This window comes from Microbulbifer sp. A4B17 (assembly GCF_003076275.1).
Lineage (GTDB): Bacteria > Pseudomonadota > Gammaproteobacteria > Pseudomonadales > Cellvibrionaceae > Microbulbifer.
Genome location: NZ_CP029064.1, coordinates 2,122,627 through 2,143,374, shown reverse-complemented (window position 1 = coordinate 2,143,374; position 20,748 = coordinate 2,122,627). Strand labels below are relative to the sequence as shown.

13 protein-coding genes are annotated in these 20,748 nt (G+C 48.4%); 7 read left to right on the top strand and 6 right to left on the bottom strand.

What is annotated here, in order from left to right; genetic code table 11:
• The first annotated feature begins 153 nt into the window (after positions 1-153).
• The gene (gene yciH, locus BTJ40_RS09660) at positions 154-477 is read left to right on the top strand and encodes a stress response translation initiation inhibitor YciH (protein WP_108732891.1); all 324 of its coding nucleotides are present in this window, start codon (positions 154-156) and stop codon (positions 475-477) included.
• Here the strand turns inward: yciH and BTJ40_RS09655 are convergent.
• On the bottom strand, positions 474-3,011 hold the full coding sequence (locus BTJ40_RS09655; protein WP_108732890.1) for a hypothetical protein: 2,538 nt from the start codon (positions 3,009-3,011) through the stop codon (positions 474-476). The two genes, yciH and BTJ40_RS09655, sit on opposite strands and share 4 nt — an antisense overlap.
• Positions 3,012-3,194: 183 nt before the next feature.
• A complete protein-coding gene (locus BTJ40_RS09650) occupies positions 3,195-3,839 on the bottom strand; it encodes a TetR/AcrR family transcriptional regulator (RefSeq protein WP_108732889.1) in 645 nt (214 codons plus the stop codon).
• Positions 3,840-4,041: 202 nt separating this feature from the next.
• Here BTJ40_RS09650 and BTJ40_RS09645 point away from each other — a divergent pair, with 202 nt between their 5' ends.
• The 6 genes from BTJ40_RS09645 to BTJ40_RS09620 all read left to right on the top strand — a co-directional run bounded on the left by BTJ40_RS09645 (position 4,042) and on the right by BTJ40_RS09620 (position 11,802).
• A complete protein-coding gene (locus tag BTJ40_RS09645) occupies positions 4,042-4,935 on the top strand; it encodes an SDR family oxidoreductase (RefSeq protein ID WP_108732888.1) in 894 nt (297 codons plus the stop codon).
• Positions 4,935-6,542 (top strand): acyl-CoA carboxylase subunit beta, encoded by a 1,608-nt coding sequence (locus tag BTJ40_RS09640; protein WP_108732887.1) that lies wholly within the window; start codon positions 4,935-4,937, stop codon positions 6,540-6,542. Before BTJ40_RS09645 ends, BTJ40_RS09640 begins: the two co-directional genes overlap by 1 nt.
• Before the next feature lie 81 nt (positions 6,543-6,623).
• Entirely contained in the window at positions 6,624-7,790 is a 1,167-nt protein-coding gene (locus BTJ40_RS09635) for an acyl-CoA dehydrogenase family protein (RefSeq protein ID WP_108732886.1), read from the top strand.
• Between the two features lie 9 nt (positions 7,791-7,799).
• Positions 7,800-8,603, top strand: a complete 804-nt coding sequence (locus tag BTJ40_RS09630) for an enoyl-CoA hydratase/isomerase family protein (RefSeq protein ID WP_108732885.1) — start codon at positions 7,800-7,802, stop codon at positions 8,601-8,603.
• Positions 8,603-10,627 (top strand): acetyl-CoA carboxylase biotin carboxylase subunit, encoded by a 2,025-nt coding sequence (locus BTJ40_RS09625; protein ID WP_108732884.1) that lies wholly within the window; start codon positions 8,603-8,605, stop codon positions 10,625-10,627. The genes BTJ40_RS09630 and BTJ40_RS09625 overlap by 1 nt, the downstream gene beginning before the upstream one ends.
• Positions 10,628-10,638: 11 nt before the next feature.
• Positions 10,639-11,802 carry an acyl-CoA dehydrogenase family protein gene (locus BTJ40_RS09620; protein ID WP_108732883.1) on the top strand — a complete coding sequence of 388 codons (1,164 nt, stop codon included), beginning with the start codon at positions 10,639-10,641 and terminating at the stop codon, positions 11,800-11,802.
• 583 nt (positions 11,803-12,385) lie between these two features.
• Here BTJ40_RS09620 and BTJ40_RS09610 read toward each other — a convergent pair.
• The 4 genes from BTJ40_RS09610 to BTJ40_RS09595 form a co-directional block, all read right to left on the bottom strand.
• Positions 12,386-14,155, bottom strand: coding sequence for a DUF885 family protein (locus BTJ40_RS09610; RefSeq protein WP_108732881.1), 1,770 nt, complete (start codon positions 14,153-14,155; stop codon positions 12,386-12,388).
• A 335-nt stretch (positions 14,156-14,490) separates the two neighbouring features.
• Positions 14,491-16,323 (bottom strand): haloalkane dehalogenase, encoded by a 1,833-nt coding sequence (locus BTJ40_RS09605; protein WP_108732880.1) that lies wholly within the window; start codon positions 16,321-16,323, stop codon positions 14,491-14,493.
• Between the two features lie 286 nt (positions 16,324-16,609).
• On the bottom strand, positions 16,610-18,007 hold the full coding sequence (locus BTJ40_RS09600; protein ID WP_108732879.1) for a tryptophanase: 1,398 nt from the start codon (positions 18,005-18,007) through the stop codon (positions 16,610-16,612).
• 489 nt (positions 18,008-18,496) lie between these two features.
• Entirely contained in the window at positions 18,497-19,996 is a 1,500-nt protein-coding gene (locus BTJ40_RS09595; RefSeq protein WP_108732878.1) for a vanadium-dependent haloperoxidase, read from the bottom strand.
• Positions 19,997-20,748 lie beyond the last annotated feature (752 nt).

Here is a 20,748-nt window from a genome sequence, read left to right as displayed (position 1 = left end):
TACGCTGCTGTTTTATATTGCGGCAAAATTCTAACCTCTCAAGCACCGGAGGTCGCCCATTTTCAACATCGCCTGCAGTGACTTTGACATCCTGCCCACCTCGGGCACAATCGCCAGGAATTTCCAGCAAATACCAACGGAGTAACCCCAACCATGGCCAAGGAGAATCGTCTCGTTTATTCAACTGATCGCGGTCGCATTAAAGAAGAGCCCAAGGCTGAGAAGCGCCGCGATGGAGACGGCATAGTTAGAATCCAGAGAGAGACCAAGGGTCGCAAAGGGAAAGGAGTAACTTGCGTACGAGGATTGCCAGGCACCGACAGCGAACTCAAGCTTCTGCTGGCAGAACTCAAGAAGCGCTGCGGTTGCGGTGGCGCCCTCAAAGAGGGGGTGATTGAAATCCAGGGCGACAAACGCACAGAGATCAAAGCATTCCTGGAGTCACGCAATCACACGGTAAAATTGGCTGGCGGTTAACCGACCTTGAGCAGTCGCAGTGGGTTTAACTGCAACTGCTTTTCCCTCTCCAGACACTGCCTTACCAGCGTAGCAAGCTGGATCTGATAGTGTTCCAGTATCGCAGCACGGATCTGTTTGCAACGCGACTCCAATACCTGCAGTACATCCAGGGCCTCCTGATGCCCTTGAGGCAGTTTCTTAGGTGACTCCCGTTGAGCCTTCAAGTCCAGAGCTGCAGCCAGCCCCTGCTCTTTCAACAGCTCTGAACCCTGCACTGCAGCCACTATGGCATCTATCTCCCGCACCGATAGCGCCATATATTTCTGCACCAGCTCTCTTTCATTCAACTCGGGGGATAAATGCCGAGAAAACATTGCAAATGAATGGCTGTAACCGGCGAGCCGATCCAAATGGGGTGCCAAGTTATCGTAAGCTGCCAAATGACGAAGCTGATTCCTGGCCACCTGGCGTTGATCGGCCGGCATAGTCACAAGTGCCAGGCACAGCCGCTGGTAGAAAACACCATAAATCTGTTGCAGCTGCTTGTGAGACTCCTCCAGTTCAGTGCGCTTAACCGCGATCCGCTCTTGTGCAGCGGCAAGACTGGAGCCCTGTAAACAAAAGTCATCCGCAGTTATACGGACTTTACCGCGTATCAGGGCCGCACCCAGCTGCATAGCAAAAACCCTGATCTGCAGGTCCTCCCGGCGCCCGCGTAAATCACGCAGTTCCACCAGTTTACTGCGCAGCCAGTCAATGGTGCCCTGCAGGTCCATCGCCTGCATTTCCGTAGAGGCGGGCCTACGCAATGGCATCATAGTCAGGGGGACCAAACGATTGAAATACTCTTCAAGCACCTCCGCAGATTCCTCTGACTCCTTACTCGAACTGAGTAAAAGCCGATTTTCAACCATCTCGCAGTCCTGGCCAGCAACCTCTGCTGTCACAGCGATCGCAAGGCCGGCAAAGTCTACAAACATTGATTGCAGGGGCACCGCAGACCTGATCTGGCCGGGAAAGCCCCGTTCAATTAACTCAACCACGCATTCACTATCGATAGCTTGCTGAATATCCCAGGGATCTCTCGCTTGTGCCATAGCGGCATCAACCGCATCGCAAGTATCAGCATCCAGATTCTCCTGCACCCAGCGCACCGCTTCGGGAGTATTCACACAGCTACGGCCCATAGCTTGGGCCTCGCGGTTAATCTCTGTTACCAGGAGGTCTGCATGTACCAGTTTGTGCCACTTCCTGGCAAAGTCAGCCAAAGCATTGCTACCTATTATCTGCGCTGCGACACTATCAGCCCCCTGCTGAAGAAACACGGCACTGCCAGCTGTCAGGCGGCAATGCAGCGCCTCCAGGCGCTGCAGGAGAGGAAGAAAAATATAGCCCCCGGTCACAAGCATACGGTGAAAAGGTTTTACCAAAATTCCAGGAGTGTTATTCGGGCTGACCGCGCTGCGCTCATTTTCAAAGGCCCACTGCATCAACTCCAATCGTTGCATTGCACCGTAAGTTAACCAACCTAGAGTACCCAGCAAACGACCGCGATAAACGGCGAGCCCCCTGCCCACGAGCGCCAGAACCTCTCTACCTTCCATGGAGGCAACACTTGCAAGTCCCAGTGTAAGTGGTAGACGTTGCTGAAGAACCTGAAAAAAACTCGGTTGTGACACAATTTGGGAGTCCGCACTGACAAAGACCTGGCTGATCTTCGGCAAGCCTAATTTATCGGCCATTAACTCGATTAATTGAAGGGCCTGTTTGCCATCAGCAGGCAATAGCTGGCGTGGTCCCGATTGATCTCGCAAGCGAGGGGAAAAGCAGAAAAATGGCCAGGCCAATAACAAGCCAATAAACAAAGCGAGAAGCACCGATATCAGGCTCAACGTCACCACTACTCCGGTCAACTCCCCCTGCCAGGCAGCCAGGGGAATTTGCCATAGGGCATAACCACTAAAAAATACACAGGCGGATAGGATCGACAAGAATACTGACGGAACAATTGTGGCCTTAACCACTCCCCACAGGGCCTTTCCCTGACTGGTGACAGTATCGGTTTGTAAACGGCTGGCTTCAGATAAAATCTGTTCAACTGAACTGGGTGAGCCTTGCGGCTGCACAGCTGGTTGGTCAGTGACTGTAGTGGGTGAAGTTGAAACCCGAGCTTGACCCACTCCAGGGGATTCCTGGCCTGCAGCCACAAAAGGGTCTGTGCCGGCTCGCGGTTTTTCTGAAGCCGAGGCAGCACTCACTTGCGCCTTACGCCGCTGAGCAACTTTTATTTTTGCAATCAACTCGCGGTTATCAAAGCGTCCCGCCGGGCAAACCTCTACCCGCAGACCAATTTTCTGCAAACTGGTGCGAAACTCCAACGCCTGGTCAGAAACCAGCTGATCCTTAATCACCCAGCCTTTTAGTAGCAGCCTGCGCGCCTGGGGCTCCGAGATGGAGAACAATTTAGCCACATCCCGGATAACCGGACCCGGTTCTTTGGCGTGAAGTGTCCTTCCAGTGGATACCACCTGGTATAAATCCTGGCCCGCCATCTCCCTCTCCTGTCACCAAGTGACGCAAAATGTCACATTCATTACGTCTTGCGCGGAGAGTAAAAGATTCAGAGAAAATCAGTTGCGCACCAGTTCTCACCAAGCCAGTTCAAAAACAAAAATGGCAGGAAAGAAGGCAAAGTTCACAGTTTTTCTGGCACGCTTTGCCAATTTAGGAAGAATTCAGGGAGTGAATATTGTTAAAACACGCGCCGCCAGATCAGGAATGGACAGCCCCTTATCTCTCGGCCTGAACCAACTGTATGTGTGGCTCAATGCACCGACCAGTAAACGCCTTACCAGAGCGGGATCACCACCAGGACACTCGGCGGCCTCAATAGCGTCCAGCCATATCTGCTCATATTCTTCCCGCAAGCGTAAAACCTCCTGCTGGCTCTCTTCGGATAGGCTCCTCCATTCCACCACCAGGATAGAAAAACCCGGTACTGCCAATCCATGAATAGCCTCTAATTCGCACTGAATACAGGCCTGAAGCCTCTCTTGTGGTGTTCGACTCTGTTCCGCTGCGGTTCGCATTCGCGCACCGGCAAATATCGTCACCTCCCGCATTACTTCACAGAGAATCTGCTCCTTACTGGAGAAATGATGAAAAATACTTCCAGATAAAATACCCACTTCCGCAGCGAGATCCCGCACTGTCGTGCGGGCAAACCCTTTTTGCTCAAACAACCGCGCTGCAGCATTCAGCAAACGTCCACGGGCAGATTCAGGATCTGTTAGCACTCCCTCTGCCACCAAAGCACCTACCAGCTGCTGTGGCGATAACTCTTCGGGAACCTCCACGAAATCCTGCCCACTTTCAATCACGAACCACTCCCCGTATTGATCAATTTGAGTCAAACATCTTAACGGCCTTGAGAATTTTTAATCAAATAGGCGCCAAGTATTGAACACCAAGCGCTTGCTTGGTAGCGTTAAGCCATTCTGCGTTTTCCCACACGCAGGCGCAAGCGCCGACAAGAACAATAAAAACTGAATAAGCCGTAAGGCCGTAAAAAAGGAAACTTTCATGCGCTATCAAAGCCAGCTGCGCTCCGGCAGCTTTAGCGAGCAAACCTATATCGTCACCGGCGGCGGCAGCGGTATTGGACGCTGCATCGCCCACGAACTGGCCAGCCTTGGCGCCCATGTAGTATTGATCGGGCGCAAACTGGACAAGCTGGAAAGGGTTGCCGGCGAGATCAACAACGATGCTGGCGAGTGCAGCTTATTCAGCCTGGACATTCGCGATGAAGAAGGAGTGCAGGAGACAGTGGGGCAAATAGTCCAGGCCCGGGGCCAAATTCACGGATTAGTGAACAATGCCGGTGGCCAGTTCCCCTCACCCCTTGAGCAGATCAACACAAAAGGGTTCGATGCTGTTGTACGCAGTAACCTGCTCGGTGGCTTTTTAATGTCCCGAGAAGTTTTTGTTCAATCTATGAAACAGCACGGCGGCAGTATCGTAAATATCACCGCAGATAACGCCGGCGGCATGCCAATGATGGGACATTCCGGTGCCGCTCGAGCAGGCATGGAAAATATTACCGAAACCTCCGCCTTAGAGTGGGCGCCTTTTGGGGTTCGAGTTAACGCCGTGGCGCCAGGCTATATTCTCTCCAGCGGCTTTGATACTTACGATCCCAAATTCCTGCGCGAGCTACTACCGGGCTTCCGAGACAGTATTCCCCTCTACCGATTGGGAGAAGAAGCGGAAGTTAGTGGGGCCGTGTGCTTCCTACTTTCCGATGCCGCCAGCTATATCACCGGACAAACGCTGCGTATCGATGGTGGCTCGAGCCTCAAACATCACTCTCCCCTTTGGCAGCCACAGGCGGCCAGTAACTCTAAACGCTTCAACGGATTCCATCGAAAACGCCGGCCGCAGGTAGTGGAAGAATTGGAAGCGGAGGGCAAGCTCTAATGCAGCCGATTGATTCCCAGCTCGACAACCGCTCGGCAGAGTTCAATGACAACCAAGCTGCCATGCTGGAACAGATCAACCAGTTTCGTGAAGCTGAGCAACGCCCGGTTCAAGCTGAAAAAAGTAAGGCGTCCCGTTATCGTGATCGGGGCTGGCTGCTGCCAAGGGAGCGCCTTAATTTATTGCTCGACCCCGGCGCACCTTTTGTTGAGCTGTGCTCCCTTGCCGGCTATAAACTTTTTGACGACCAGGATGGTACCGGTGCGGGTGGCGGAGCCATTTGTGGCATTGGCCAGGTCAGCGGACAACGTTGCATGGTTCGGGTAGATAACTATGCCGTAAAAGGTGGCACCATCTCACCAGCCGGGATGGATAAAGCCCTGCGAATGCAGAGGATCGCTCTGGAGAATCATTTGCCGATTGTCGCCCTGGCACAAAGTGGTGGTGCCAACCTGATGTATGCCAGCGACACTTTCGCTCCCGGTGGACGCGGATTTGCTAACCAGGCTCGAATGTCCGCTGCCGGTATTCCGCAAGTAACCGTGGTACATGGCGGCGCTACTGCTGGCGGTGCTTACCAGCCAGGCCTGTCAGATTATGTGGTCATGGTACGCGGGCAAACCGGTATGTATCTGGCTGGGCCGCCGCTACTGAAAGCAGCCACCGGTGAAATTGCCGATGCGGAAAGCCTCGGTGGAGCGGAAATGCACTGTACCGAATCCGGCAGTGGCGATTACTTAGCTGAGAACGACGCCGATGGTATCCGCATAGCAAGGGAAATTATTGCCACCCTACCCTCACCCATTAAAAGCTCAGTACAAAAAGACTACCGAGACCCATTGCATCCTATCGACGACCTGCTCGGCCTGATTCCAGCAGACAGTAAAAAGCCCTACGACGTACGCGAAATTCTCGCTCGTGTAGCCGACGGCTCTGCCATGTTGGATTTCAAGCCGGAATTCGATCGACAAACCGTATGTGGCCATATTCGTATTGAAGGCTTTCCTGTAGGAATTATTGGGAATAACGGCCCGATCACCCCCAAGGGGGCCAACAAGGCCGCGCAGTTTATTCAGTTGTGCGAACAGAGTGGCACTCCACTGCTGTTTTTACATAACACCACCGGCTTTATGGTGGGTACCGAAGTGGAGCGCAACGGCATCATCAAGCACGGGGCCAAAATGATTCAGGCCGTGGCCAATGCCAGCGTACCAAAACTCAGTATTGTCGTGGGCGGTTCCTATGGGGCCGGCAACTACGCCATGTGCGGTCGCGGATTCGATCCCCGCTTTATTTTTGCCTGGCCCAATTCCCGCACCGCAGTTATGGGAGCAGCCCAGGCCGGCAAGGTAATGCGCATCGTCACACAACAAAAAATGCAACGCAGTGGCAATGTGGATGAGACGGTATTGGACAAATTGGAAAATGACACCAGCGCATTTATGCATGGCAATTCCGATGCTCTCGCCTGCAGTGCACGCCTCTGGGATGACGGCATTATCGATCCCCGCGATACACGCAAACTTTTAGGCATGTTGCTAGAAATTTGCAATGAGGCCGAGCAGAGAAAACTCAATAAAAATACCTTTGGCGTAGCTAGGTTCTAATGAAAAACCGGGGCAACAAGGAAGTGCGGTTGCTCATTAACACAATCACCGGGTTCACACTTCAAGGCAGGGAAAACAATAATGATATTTAGCGATCAACACCGGGAACTGCAGCGCACTGTACAAAACTTTGTACAGCAGGAAATCAATCCCAATGTGGCGGAATGGGAAAAGGCCGGCCGCTTTCCTATCCACGAAATTTTCCAACAACTGGCCAACCTGGGCCTGCTGGGCATCAGCAAGTCCACGGACTTCGGTGGTCTGGGCCTCGACTTCAGTTACGAAACCGTTTTCCTGGAAGAGCTGGGCAGCGCCCACTGTGGCGGCGTACCCCTGTCAATTTCAGTGCAAACCTCCATGTGCACCCCGGCTCTGGCTAATTTTGGCAGCCAGGATTTGAAAGAGCAGTTCCTGATTCCCGCTGTGAGTGGCGAGATGATCGGTGCAATTGCCGTTTCCGAACCCGGCGCCGGTTCCGATGTTGCTTCGATTAAAACCACTGCCAAGAGCGATGGCGACGACTATGTGATTAACGGCAGCAAGATGTGGATCACCAACGCCCCCTGCGCCGATTTTTTCTGCACCCTGGTCAATACCAGTGAGGGCAAAGCTCACAACAACAAATCCCTGGTCATTATTCCGGCGAAAACGCCTGGTGTACGCATCGGCGAAAAACTCGACAAATTAGGTATGCGCTCATCGGAAACCGCTCCCATCTTTTTTGACAATGTACGGGTGCCCAAACATTTCCGTATCGGCGATGAAGGTGCCGGATTCCTATTGCAGATGCTTCAGTTCCAGGAAGAACGCCTCGCCGGCGCCGCGCTGAACTTAAAAGGCCTGGAGCACTGTGTAACCAGCACCATCGACTATGTGCGCGAACGCCATGCCTTTAAAGCACCATTGATCGACAATCAAACTATCCACTTTGCCCTCGCAGAAATGCAGACCGAAGTGGAATGCCTGCGCTCTCTAACCTGGCGCGCGGTGGAAGCCTATGTAGCCGGTGAAGATGTCACTACCCTCGCCTCTATGGCCAAGCTCAAGGCTGGTCGCCTGTCCCGCTCTATTCCCGATCAGTGCCTGCAGTTCTGGGGTGGCATGGGCTATATCGAGGAAACTGTAATCAACCGCGCTTACCGGGATAGCCGTCTCACCGCTATCGGCGGCGGCGCAGATGAAGTAATGCTCGGCATTATCTGTAAGTTGATGGGCATACTGCCCGGCAAGCGTAAACCCAACGCATAAGGTCAGGCTATGCAGACAATTATTAATGAGACCATCGGCATCGCCTGCCATCTCACCCTAAACCGGCCACAACAGCGCAACGCCATCAGTTTGCAAATGGTGGATGAGCTTCTGCAAAAGCTCGCAGAAGCAGAAGAAGATCCGCAGGTGCGAGCGTTGGTACTGCGGGGTGCAGAACACAACTTCTGCGCCGGTGGCGATATTGCCGATATGCTCAATGCGCAACAGGGCGCGAGCGATGGAAATAGTGATGTATTTTTTCACCTAAACCGTCGTTTCGGTGAATTGATGGAACGATTTAATCGCACTCCTTTAATAGTCATTGCCGTATTGGAAGGTGCCGTAATGGGCGGTGGTTTTGGGCTCGCTTGCAGTGCCGATATTGCCATTGCCGATCGCAGTTGCCGCTTTGCCCTTCCGGAAACCCGCCTGGGTTTACCGCCTGCACAAATTGCTCCCTTTGTCGTGGCACGGGTCGGCCTCTCCCAGGCCCGGCGCCTGGCCCTCAGCGGAGCAAAAGTCAATGCACAGCAGGCCTTGGAAATTGGGTTAATCCACCAGTTGCTCGATAATTCCGAAGCCCTCGAAGGCGCGCTGCTGGAACACCTGGGCGCTATCAATGCCTGCGCTCCCGGCGCCCTGGCAACGACCAAGCAGATCTTGCTGGATGCTGCACGGGTGAGCGATGAGACTGCCCTCGGCCAACTGCTCGACGGCGCTGCGCAACAGTTTTCCCGTGCAATTCAAGGCCATGAAGGGCGCGAAGGCGCCCGTGCATTTCTGGAAAAACGATCACCGGAGTGGCAGTACTGATGTCGACAACAGAGACCCTGTTAATCGCCAATCGAGGCGAGATCGCACTGCGAATTATGCGAACTGCTCGGGCGGAAGGCTATCGCACAGTCGCCGTCTACAGCGAAGCGGACTGCGATGCACTTCACGCACAGACTGCCGATATCGCCGTAGCCATTGGCGGGCAGACTTCGGCGGGGTCCTATCTGGATATCCAAAAAATTCTCGCCGCAGCTAAAAAATCCGGAGCCACTGCCGTCCACCCTGGCTACGGCTTTCTCGCTGAGAATGCGGAATTTGCCAGCGCTTGCGAAGAGAATGGACTGAGTTTTGTTGGCCCGAGTGCCGAAGTCATAGAATTGATGGGCAACAAACGCAAAGCCAAGGAGTTTGTTGCCGCTGCCGGCGTACCCTGTATTCCCGGCTTCCAGGGTGCCCAGGACGACGACACCCTGGTCGCCGAGGCGCGGCGCATTGGCTTCCCGTTAATGATCAAAGCTGCCGCAGGCGGTGGTGGGCGCGGCATGCGCCTGGCTCACGGAGACAACGAGCTGGCCTCCCAGTTGCGCGCCGCCCGCAGTGAATCCATGAGTGCATTCGGCAGCGACGAGTTAATTCTGGAAAAGGCACTGGTCAACGCTCGCCATATCGAAATCCAGGTATTTGCGGATCGTCATGGCAACTGTATTCACCTGGGGGAGCGGGATTGCTCCGTACAGCGACGCCATCAAAAAGTGGTCGAAGAGTGCCCTTCCCCAGCGGTCGACACCCAGCTGCGGGAAAGAATGGGGCAAGCCGCAGTCGACGCCGCGCGAGCCTGCGGTTATCTAGGCGCGGGCACCGTAGAGTTTCTACTCTGCCCCAACGGCGAATTCTATTTCCTGGAAATGAACACCCGGTTGCAAGTAGAGCACCCGGTAACAGAAATGGTAACCGGTTTTGACCTGGTAGCTTGGCAACTGGCAGTAGCACGCGGCGAAGCCCTATGCGTTTCCCAGCAGCAAGTCTCCCAGCAGGGGCACGCCATTGAAGTCCGCCTGTATGCCGAAGACCCGGAACAACAATTCCTGCCCCAGGCCGGAAAAGTACTCCACTGGGTAGCGCCAAAGGGGCAAGGAATCCGTATCGACCACGCTTTGAAAAATGGTTGCGAAATTACGCCATTTTACGACCCCATGCTCGGCAAATTAATTGCTTGGGGGCAGGATCGAGAAAAAGCTCGGCGCAAGCTAACTCAGGCCCTGACCCGGCTGGAATTTATCGGCCCCAAAAACAATATCCATTTCCTGCAGAAGATCCTGGCCGAATCACAGTTTATCGCTGGCGATGCCGATACCAGCTTTCTCGACCAAAACAGCACGCTGACATCCGCAGAACCAGTTCCAGCAGTAATCGCAGCCCAAGCCACATTACTTAATCACTTGCACCAAGCCAACCCTCAGGATCGGCGTAGCGGCCGCAGTGATTGGCGCAGTGGTGACAACAGCGTGCCGATCAACTACCGACTGGAAATTGCAGGACAAACCCTAAACTGTGAGCTGCTGGCGTTAGTAGATAATTCTTATCAAATCTCAGTAGGCGACCAGCAGTTCCTGATTCAGTGGGTCCATTTTGAGAAATCACAAAAAGAAACTGGAGTTTATAGCGCTGAACTTCTGCTGGATGGCGTTAGCCAAAAGAGACTGTTTCTAGCCAACCAAAGCAATCTGCACCTCCTGTTAGACGGCAGGCAATTTCATTTTGTCGATATCACCCACGCCCCCGCCAAATCGAGCCTTAACGAAGGCAGTGGCCGCATCACGGCTCCTATGGACGGTTGCCTGGTGCAGGTATTGGTTGAGCCCAATCAAAGAGTTCAGCGGGGAGACACTATCGCCTTAATGGAAGCCATGAAAATGGAGCACGCCCTGCGCGCAGACCGCGACGGTACCGTAATTAAACTGGGCGCCTGTGAAGGAGACCAGGTACGCGGTGGCCAGCTGTTAGTTCAGATCGAAGCCGCTCCCACGGAAACCGCCAAAATCCCCAGCGACGCTACTTCCTAAAGGAGATCAGCATGTACGATATTGATGCCTCCCGTATGGCAAGCCCCTTCTATGACGAAGGCCATAAGGAATGGCGCACCCAGTTGCGCCGCTTTGTCGACCGCGAGATTACTCCCTACATTACTGAATGGGACGAAGACGGCCAGCTACCCGCCGAGCTTTGGAAAAAAGCCGCAGAAGTTGGCCTTCTGCAGATGAGTTATCCGGAAAACTACGGCGGCATCGAAACCGATGTCTTCCATATGATTGTTGCCGCAGAGGAGTTAGCCCGCCCCGGCGCTGGTGGCCTCTACGCCAGCCTAATGGTCCACGGCATTGCCCTACCCCCATTACTGCACTATGGCAGTGAGGCCCTAAAAGATCAGGTTATTCCCTCGGTATTACGTGGCGAAAAGCATATTTCCCTGGCTGTTACCGAGCCAGGCGCAGGCTCCGATGTAGCCAACCTCCAGTGCCGCGCAGAGCTTGATGGGAGTGACTATATCGTTACCGGCGAAAAGACCTATATCACCGGCGGTATGCGCGCTAACTGGTTTACTACTGCCGTGCGCACAGGCGAGGAAGGCTTCGGCGGTATCTCCCTGCTCTTAATCCCTGCGGATACCAAAGGTGTTAGCCGGCAGCTCCTCGATAAAAAGCAGGGCTGGTGGTGTTCTGATACGGCCAGTATCTTTTTTGATCAGGTGCGCATCCCCGCGAGTAATCTAATTGGCGGTGAGAACCAAGGTTTCTTGCCCATAGTGCACAACTTCAATCGCGAGCGCCTGGGCATTGCCGCTTCCTGTGTAGAATTCAGCCGGGTCTGCTTGCAGGATGCCATTGAGTGGGCCCAGGAGCGCCAAACTTTCGGAAAGCGTCTCGCCAATCACCAGGTGATTCGACACAAATTTGCCCAGATGCTTCAACGCATCAATGCCACCCAAGCCTATCTGGACCTCTGTGCCTGGGCAGAGCAACAACATCAGCTCAAAGTAGCGGATATCGCACTACTCAAAGTCCAAGCCACAGAAACCCTTGAGTTCTGCGCTCGGGAGGCTATGCAGGTGTTGGGCGGCGCAGGCTATATGCGCGGCAGCCGTGTTGAGCGTATATATCGTGAAGTGCGAGTGAATGCGATTGGTGGCGGATCTGAAGAAATTATGCGGGATCTAGCGTCCAGGCAAATGGGGATTTAGTAAGTGTAAGGCCCCCTGAAAACATTCATATTAATAATTACGATGCTTTATTTGGGGTAGTTACTTTGACTCAGGCAGCAGCAACTTCTTAAGAGAACAATTAACTACCCACTTTATAACCATTTTAACAACTACCAGAGGAATAAAAATATAGAGATAGCGAAGAGAATTGTGTGATATTTAGAAAATTCATCCCAAAAATTCACTTTCCCAAAGAGTATTTCTGCATAAGGATCACCAAAGATCCAATCCGGCCTCTCCCCTCGAGCCAACCTGTTACATACAGCATGAAAGGCATAAGAGGAAGAGCCCCTCGGCTTGAAAAACAAAGCCATCGGACTTCCATCCCTAAGCCATTTCTCATGGTGCCTCTCAAATTGGTACTTAATCAGATCAGATAACTTTAAGTGGCTGATTAAAATCGTAACTGGGAAGGAAAAAACCACTATAGTAAAAAAATTAAACATAGCCCAATTCGGGAACCCAACTTATATAGCGCTGACACTTAGTCAAAATTAATTGGCTCCCAACTGTGTAGCTCAGGCTCGCAATAACACGAGCCCGAGATCAGACTTAAACGCAGCTACCCTTGCTTCTTATCCTGAATGAAATCCCTTACCTGCTCGTTTAGTACGGCCATAGGAACATTGCCATTTCTCAGAATGATTTCATGGAAGTCCTTAATATCGAAGTCTTCACCAAGTTCATTTTGCATCAGTTCTCGCAAGGCGAAAATCTCGAGGGCACCCGAATCATAAGAGGTAAGCTGCGCAGGCATAACCGCCATTCGGTCCATCAGAGTCCTCGGGCCTTTAGCAAATGAAGCTCCAGAATCCTGCAAAAACTCCGCAACTTTTTCATCACTCCAACCGAATACATGCATTGCGGTGTCCGCTACCATACCTCGCGCAGGCCATGCTCTCCTTAGGATCTTGGTTGACCCATACTGATACATTCCCGCTTCTTCCGCTAAATGTTCAGAGTACCTGCCCCAACCTTCAGCAAAAGCAGAGTTAGACAAAGCATCTTCTATTTTGTGAAACTTTTCTTGCTCTTGTACGAGAGCAATTTGCATATGATGGCCCGGGTACCCTTCGTGGATAGTAACCTTCTCTGCAGAAGCGTAAGACTCATCCTTGTAAGTTGTCGGATCATATCCAAATCTCGCCTTGCGCTCCTTGGTGCCCGGAATATAGTGTGCACTGCGACCTGAGCCCTGCTCATGCTCAGGGATAGCTTTTACTTCCATTTCGATCAAAGGCATTTCATGGAAGAAGTCAACGGTTAAATCTCTAGACTTATCTACCAGGCGCTCATAAAACTGATGCATTTCATCAGCGCTTTTAAATTTCTGAGTTTTATCCTCACTGGCCTTTGCAACCGACTCAGAATAGGAATCTACCTGGTAAAGCTCCTTACCTAAACGAACCACTTCACTCTTGTTAGCATTTACAGTGCTTAAGCCAAGTTCGAAAACTTCTTCAGGTGTTTTCTGCAATGTCGTATAAGAACGATACTGAGCCATATAACATTCACGGCCATTAGGAATCGCATGTATGCCAAGCTCGGCTCTGGCTTCAGGTAAATAGGCAGATTCTAGAAAATTCTTGTAATTCTCCATTGAGGGGATAACGTGATCTGAAAGCACCTGTTTAAATGCAGCTTCAAACTCAGGGTCCCCAGCTTTCTTCGCTAACCCCAAGAACGGATGCTCATCAATGGGTACTTGGGTCAAGCCATCAACTTGCTGAATGACTCGCTTAACCACACTCTGAGGTGCGGAGTAACCTTGCTCTAACCCCCGGCGGAGATTGGCTATTTCTTGCTCATAGTAACGAGCCGCATCAAGCCAACGCTCAATCGCATCCGCCCTTTCTTGGGCTGTTTCAACCGGCTGAACCTCGGTCAAAAAGCCAAGTATGATATGAGGGCCAAACATATGATCAACAGACCAGAGTTCAGTCTTACAGACCCTTAGGCCAGCATTGGACTCTAATCGCTCTTTCAGTTTGAAGTAGAATACCTTCTCTTGATCACTTTTGAGACCATTAAGATCTATCTCTGCCAATTTATTGAGTATTCTGTCCTCAGATGCCGCCAGAGAGGCAGCGTTGCTGGGGGAGTTACTTAAAAAAAGGTTATGTCTGTCCAGCTTTATATCTGAGAAGTAAGCGTACGGCTGGAAGTTTTCTAAATAAACTTCAGCATATTGATCCGCTAGATCATGGAGTAGCGCCGAGTTGTCAATAACTTCCCTACCGGCCACATCAGTTTGGTTATCGGTAACTGAGCATCCCATTAAGACCGATGAAACTACCAATACACCTAAACCCGCTCTTTTTACATTAATCATTCTTATAAGACCGCAACATAAAACTCACTAAAAAGGTTTCTATAAAGAAAACTTCAATTTCCTGTTTTACAGTAGGCACTGTAAAAAAGTGAGTTTCAACACCCCAAATGCGGAATATCGGCGAAGCGAGAGTATTTATAGATAAGCCTCAAAGATAAGGCATGAGACCCTTTTAATTAGTAGGGCTATTGGCAAGGCAACCAGGCCTCGTTTAGACCACCAATAACGGATGTAGTGGAAGGGTGCAACGATGAAGCAGAAGCCCACATAATAAAGGTGAGCTTCTTAATTAATAGAACTTCTTCACAACATCTACGAATGTTACTTCACTTTTATTAAGGCACTAACTGATAGCTATTACCTAAGTCGTCCTGTAATACCTCAGCTATACCATTAATGGCTGAGACCTCTAATGGCTCGCTTAGAACACGGCTACTAAACGTCCACCCCTCTGGTAAATTGAGGCGATCGCCTAGATCTTTCAAATCATCTATTTGGAGATCATCCACTTCAATGCGACTAAATGACTGCATGACATATTTTTGCCCGTTAATATCAATCAACTCATACACACGCCTGCCCTCATAAAACAACCAGGTATTACTTCTTAGTACCTGGCCTGGAATATAAGAAACATTTTCTCCCAAGTCAGCACTATAGGTCATGCTAGTTAATAAACGCATTTCCAAATCGCCGAAAAATCGGTATTCATCATCTGGACTAGGTAAAATAATATCGCCACCTAGAATTTCATCCACTACAAAAAAACGCGGCCCATTAGGTGTTACGAAAAGCGCATCGTACTCTATTTCTATATCACTAAAATTAATAGAATCCCACTGATCCTGTGGACAAAAATTAACCCCCGGCGTGCCCCAAATTTCTGTTGATAGCTCTGATCCATCTAGATACGAGAGTAAAATTTCACAATAGCGGTAATTAAAGAGTGGACCACCGGCCTGTAAGGGCTCTTCAACGACTGTAGTCCGTAGAAAGTTTAAATAATGTATTGCCAATTCTTCACCTACATCATCTTGGATAAAATGAGCAGCAAGAAAGCGCTTATGGTCATTACCATCCGAGCCAGGTACATGCTCAATCCATTTTTGCTGCGTCTCCACGCTCCCTAAGTTGATATCAAACTCACCGGCATTAAACATGAAAGGATTATGGAAGGCTCCAAGTGTTTTCCAGGCAGGAAAGTTTTGCATTTCAATAGCTACCATCATCGAAGGGAAAGCTCGAATTGCCGCTTTGTACTCGAAACTTGGATAAGGGGCATTGTAGGCAGTTACCTCTTCTTCACTCAGCTGGATTGTGGTCAATGTTTGTACCACATCACCGGCTAATAGTTCTGGAACACTAGCAGCATAGTTTATCCACTGCTGAAATCCCTCCACTCTGTCAGTCGACTTTGAAGCAAAGAACGTTGCCGCATCACCCAATGAGTCATTTATTTCAAAATCCGGGTACACATATGGATTCCCACCTACTGGAATCACTGGAAGGTCCCCATTAGCGACCACTATTCGAGCAATAGTTTGCGGCATATCACCCGCAATACGAAGCCCGATAAGGCTGCCCCAGTCCTGAATAAACAGGTTAATATCAGTTAATTGCAATTCACTGATAAACATCTTGGTCCAAATTACATGTTGTTCGAATTGATGTACTGTTACATCTATTGGCTTGTCCGACTTACCCATACCAATATTATCTGGTGCGATTACACGGTAGCCAGCATCAGCTAGAATGGGGATCATTTTTCGATACAAATATGACCAACTAGGTTGCCCATGCAATAGCAATATAACTTCACCATCATCAGGCCCTACATCTACATAGTGCATACGTAATCCATCAATTTCCTGGTAATTCGGCTCGAACTCATAATTGGGTAGGGAGTCAAAACAAGCATCAGGTGTTACGATATATTCTAATCCAGTTGCTGTAGCCAGTATTGTGTTATCAGATAATTTACAAGCATCGCTATTAGGCCCTGAATCAGTTGTCGTTTCTCCCCCCGTCCCTGTATCGCTTCCACCTCCAGAGTCATCTGAATCACACGCAGTTAGTAGAATCAAAAATAGAAATAAAAATATTAAGCGATTAATGGAATCCTTAGAATAAGTATTTTTCGATATAGAAGAAATTGAGCAATCGACCATGTTAAACCTCCTTGTAAAGTCAATAAAAAAACAGCCTTTCGATGGTGACGGCTATTCTTATCACTTCTTAGACATGGTCCGTGAGCAAGAGTGTTTAGATGGTGTAAATATCCGTACGGGTGGTGTTCTTAGTCAAATCAGCTTACATAAAAAAAGTGTATTTACGCCGGCTTCCAACAGGAAGTCCAACCTTGGACTAAGAACACCGTCAACTGATTCCTGTCAGCTACCTCTATACTTATACAGCGCTTGGAACCCAGAAGTGAAATATGAAAATTCCATATACTCAAACATATCTAAATCTGGCAGTAAAATGTCGAAGGACTTGTGGCTCATACTCAAAAGTTAAACCTCGTAGCTCACTGGCTCGCGCTTGAAGCTCGATAATTGCATCAGCAACATAGTCCATATGATCATTTGTGTAGACCCTTCGCGGGATAGTGAGGCGCATCAACTCCAGATCAGCTTTCTTTTGCTCACCGGATTCCGGATCGCGCCCTAACAATAAAGAACCAATCTCTACCGCCCGAATTCCAGCTTCAAGGTAAAGAGCATTAGTCAATACCTGTGCTGGAAATTGATCCGCCGGAATATGGGGAAGAATTTTTGCAGCATCAACAAATACCGCATGACCACCGGTTGGATATTGAATAGGCACATTAGCGCTTCTTAAGCGCTCGCCTAAATATTTCACTTGTCCGATGCGATAATGTAAGTAATTCTCATCGACAGCTTCATACAGCCCTCTGGCCAAAGCTTCCATGTCACGCCCAGCCATTCCCCCATACGTCACGAATCCTTCCATTGGGACACAACGGGTTTGTACGGCCTGAAACAATTGTTCACTATCACGGATACAGCAGAGGCCACCGATATTTACCATTGGGTCCTTCTTTGCTGACATAGTCAACATATCGCCATATTGATACATTTCTCGAATTATTTCCAGAATTGACTTATCTTGGTAGCCCTCTTCCCTTTGCTTTATAAAATATGCATTTTCACTATAGCGAGCTGAATCAATTACTACCGGAATATCATACTTGGTAGCAATTTCATAAACCGCCTGCATATTTTTCATCGATACAGGTTGGCCACCGGAGCTGTTGCAGGTTACTGTAGTAACAATCGCACAGACATTATGACTTCCATGCTCTTCAATCGTGTCGACCAGTCGCTGTAAATCAAAGTTACCTTTCCAATCATATGCTGTGGTGGTATTAAAAGCCCGTTCGTCAACCACATTTATTGCTTTCCCACCATTTAGCTCAATATGGCCAGCAGTGGTATCAAAATGGTAGTTTGAAATAAAAACCGGCTCAGTTCCTCCGCGTACCCTGCGCATGCGCTCAATCAATGCTGGAAACAAAATTTGCTCAGCGCCACGCCCCTGATGTGTAGGGACGATAAAATCATAACCAAAGAAGTGCTTAACTGCCTTGCACAGATTGTAGTAGTTTCGACTACCCGCATAAGACTCATCACCGAGCATCAAACCAGCCCACTGGTTATCGCTCATGGCACCAGTTCCTGAATCTGTCAACAAATCAATGTAAACATCATCACTGCGTAACAAAAAAGGGTTTAACCCTGCCTCATTGAGGGCTACCTTCCGATCTTCATAGGTAGTCATTTTAATCGGTTCAACCATCTTTATACGGAAAGGCTCGGGAATACGTTTCATTATAATTATCCTTAAAAAACGACAATGTTATAGGTGACAACAATTCGATCGCTATAACTAGAAGACACTCATATAATATAATATTTGTGTAGCATCTTCTTTTAACTCAAGTAGATTTAGAAATTCTATATAATTATTATCCTTACAAAACCTCAATATTGAAACACAACACAATACCTTTAACAAGATTGATATGCTAAATTAAAAAATTATAGATCAACGATGTTATTTATATACTCCATAAAAAATAAAGCTCACAAAATAGCCATTATTAACTATTAGCAATAACGGAGCCCCTGATATCACTAATGATTACTAGCGTAGAGTATCGAAAATACCGTTTCGATAGAGTGACCTAGTAGAAGGTAAAAGGAGAAGTAAGAGTTAATTTTCAGGCTCTCAAATATTAATATTACAATGTGAAATTAAAAGGAAGATATAACATTGAGAAAAAATCAATATTACATCTTCCACTATTCTATATATTTGTTAGTTACCTGCTAGCTTTGAAAGGTAAAACTCATAAGCACGATGTGCAATCTGGCGCCCGATCGCCTGACCTGCCGGCACTGAAGGCTCAAAGTGTACCCCTCCCCATACGCGACTATTACCACAATCTTCCTCAAATGAGGTCCAAGTAGGGAAATACAAATTCAAGTCAGTTTGGGGGGTTATACCTGGCTCAATTTGAGAGCTTCCTGCAAGCGCAGTTACCAAATATCCTAATGTATCCCCTTGAGGTAAAAATAAGCGGCTTGTCTCTGCATGTGCTGCACAAAAGCTTGCAGATGCAGAAGGATATTCTGGATGGTCAGCTACGGGAAGATAGCTGGTCCATTGAGTAGCAGGTAAATCATTCACCGTTCCCTTCCCTACTCCACCCCAAGCGGTAACAGGCTCATCCTTATAAATATATCTAACAGCGGAAAACGGTCTAACTGAATTGTGACGACGTTTTTCCTTCCAAATGGTAATAGCGGTATCAAAAGCAGCCATATTAGTAAGAAAATCATAGTGAATGAAATCCATCAGCGATAGGCCCTGAGATTCGGATGCAAAAACCGCGGCAAAGCCCAAGCTGAATATCTTCATATCAAACAGCTCTGCTTTCATCTTTTGCTCGTCGGTCAAGTTAGCTGACGTAGCTAATACATCATTTACCTGAGATACATAACTTGGATAGTTCCAAATTTTAGATTTCAGGGGAACTGGTGAAGTAAACTCTTCCGGAGATTCATAGCTATATGGCGTTGTCAAAGCGATTTGAGGAGTAACAAACTGCTGAACACGGAACACCCCTGGACGGTCCATCAAAACTGCTGGCTGCCACTTCGAAGGAAATCGCAGCTTGTAAGCAGAGTTGGCTGGTTTGAAATCAGTGTAATCAGCATAAGGTAAGCGATGATAAAGCTGATTACCTTCATTACCCAACTGATTCATACCATCATTAGCGCGTCCTTCCAGTACTTTTCTACCAGCGTAGTTTCCTATACCAATCGGCGTAGTGGTATCCTCAGATAAGTTCCCAGGATCGAGCCCTAGCTCAATTAGCATATCATCCCATTCTGAAACCAAATGAGGAAATAGACCACTTAGTACTTTGTGGGACGCATAGGAGAGTGCAATATTCAACTCAGTGTTATCTGTCGGTTCAGTCAACCGAGCGATATCAGAGTAAACACCTTTCGCTGTCGGATGATAAGGTGCTGCTGCATCAAACCAAGAATTGGTGATAAGTGTCGTAAACCGAAGCACCAATGTTGCGTCATTAGCCGCTGGCGACACTTCGAAAATCGCACAGGCCGCAGCGGGAATTACATTTTGTACAGCGGCATTACATGTTGCCAGCTCTTCAGAACTACACTTTGGAGGCAATGAAACATCTGTTAGCTGCGGACAACTAATAGCTTGCGCCTGCCAACTCGCTGAAACAAGCAATATCCCAGCAATACTCTTTAGAGCATTTTTATACATTATATTTTTTAACATTGGTTTTTCCTTATTATTACATTTATGTGATCAACGTATTAACCTCTCCACTGAGCACTTTCTGATGATAAATAGCTGATAATTCTTTAGACACTGATTGCTCTATATCCCTCCGTATTCTCATTAGAAATGACCATATTTTTCGCTCTTTATAGAGTCATGCCCTTTGTTCCGATATAATCTGCAGGTCAAAGTTAGGAGACTCTAGATAATCTACAAAATTTACTTGAAATTACATCTTAAAAATTTTCTATACCCAAAGGATATATCTTCTCAGGATCACAAAATTAATCAAATTTTTCCAGCTACCCGCTATAGAAATTTAATTTTATGTTTTCATAAGCTTTTAAGATCACAAGAAAATTGATGGAAATTTAGTCAAAATTAATCGTATTTAAAAGGTTGCAATTGGGAATATTAGAATATCCACAATGCAGTAAATATACCATTCACTTGCAAGATAATTTATTTATATTGGGATTGAAAAAAATCCACAACACCATTTAGATCAACTTGCATAGCAGTTCTCAAATTTTATTTCTTAAAATCCTTTTTTATAAATAATCAGATTAGAACTAATCATCAACACCTTCCATATTCCACATGTAATCTCACTCATTCACCGGGTAAAGTTATAAGATAATGTCAAGTGACAAAGTAATCTCAGGCTATTACCAAATATTAATCGATCAGGCATATAGATTTCCTATATTATTTCTGGGAGCCAACATCAAATTATCCATAATTCAAAG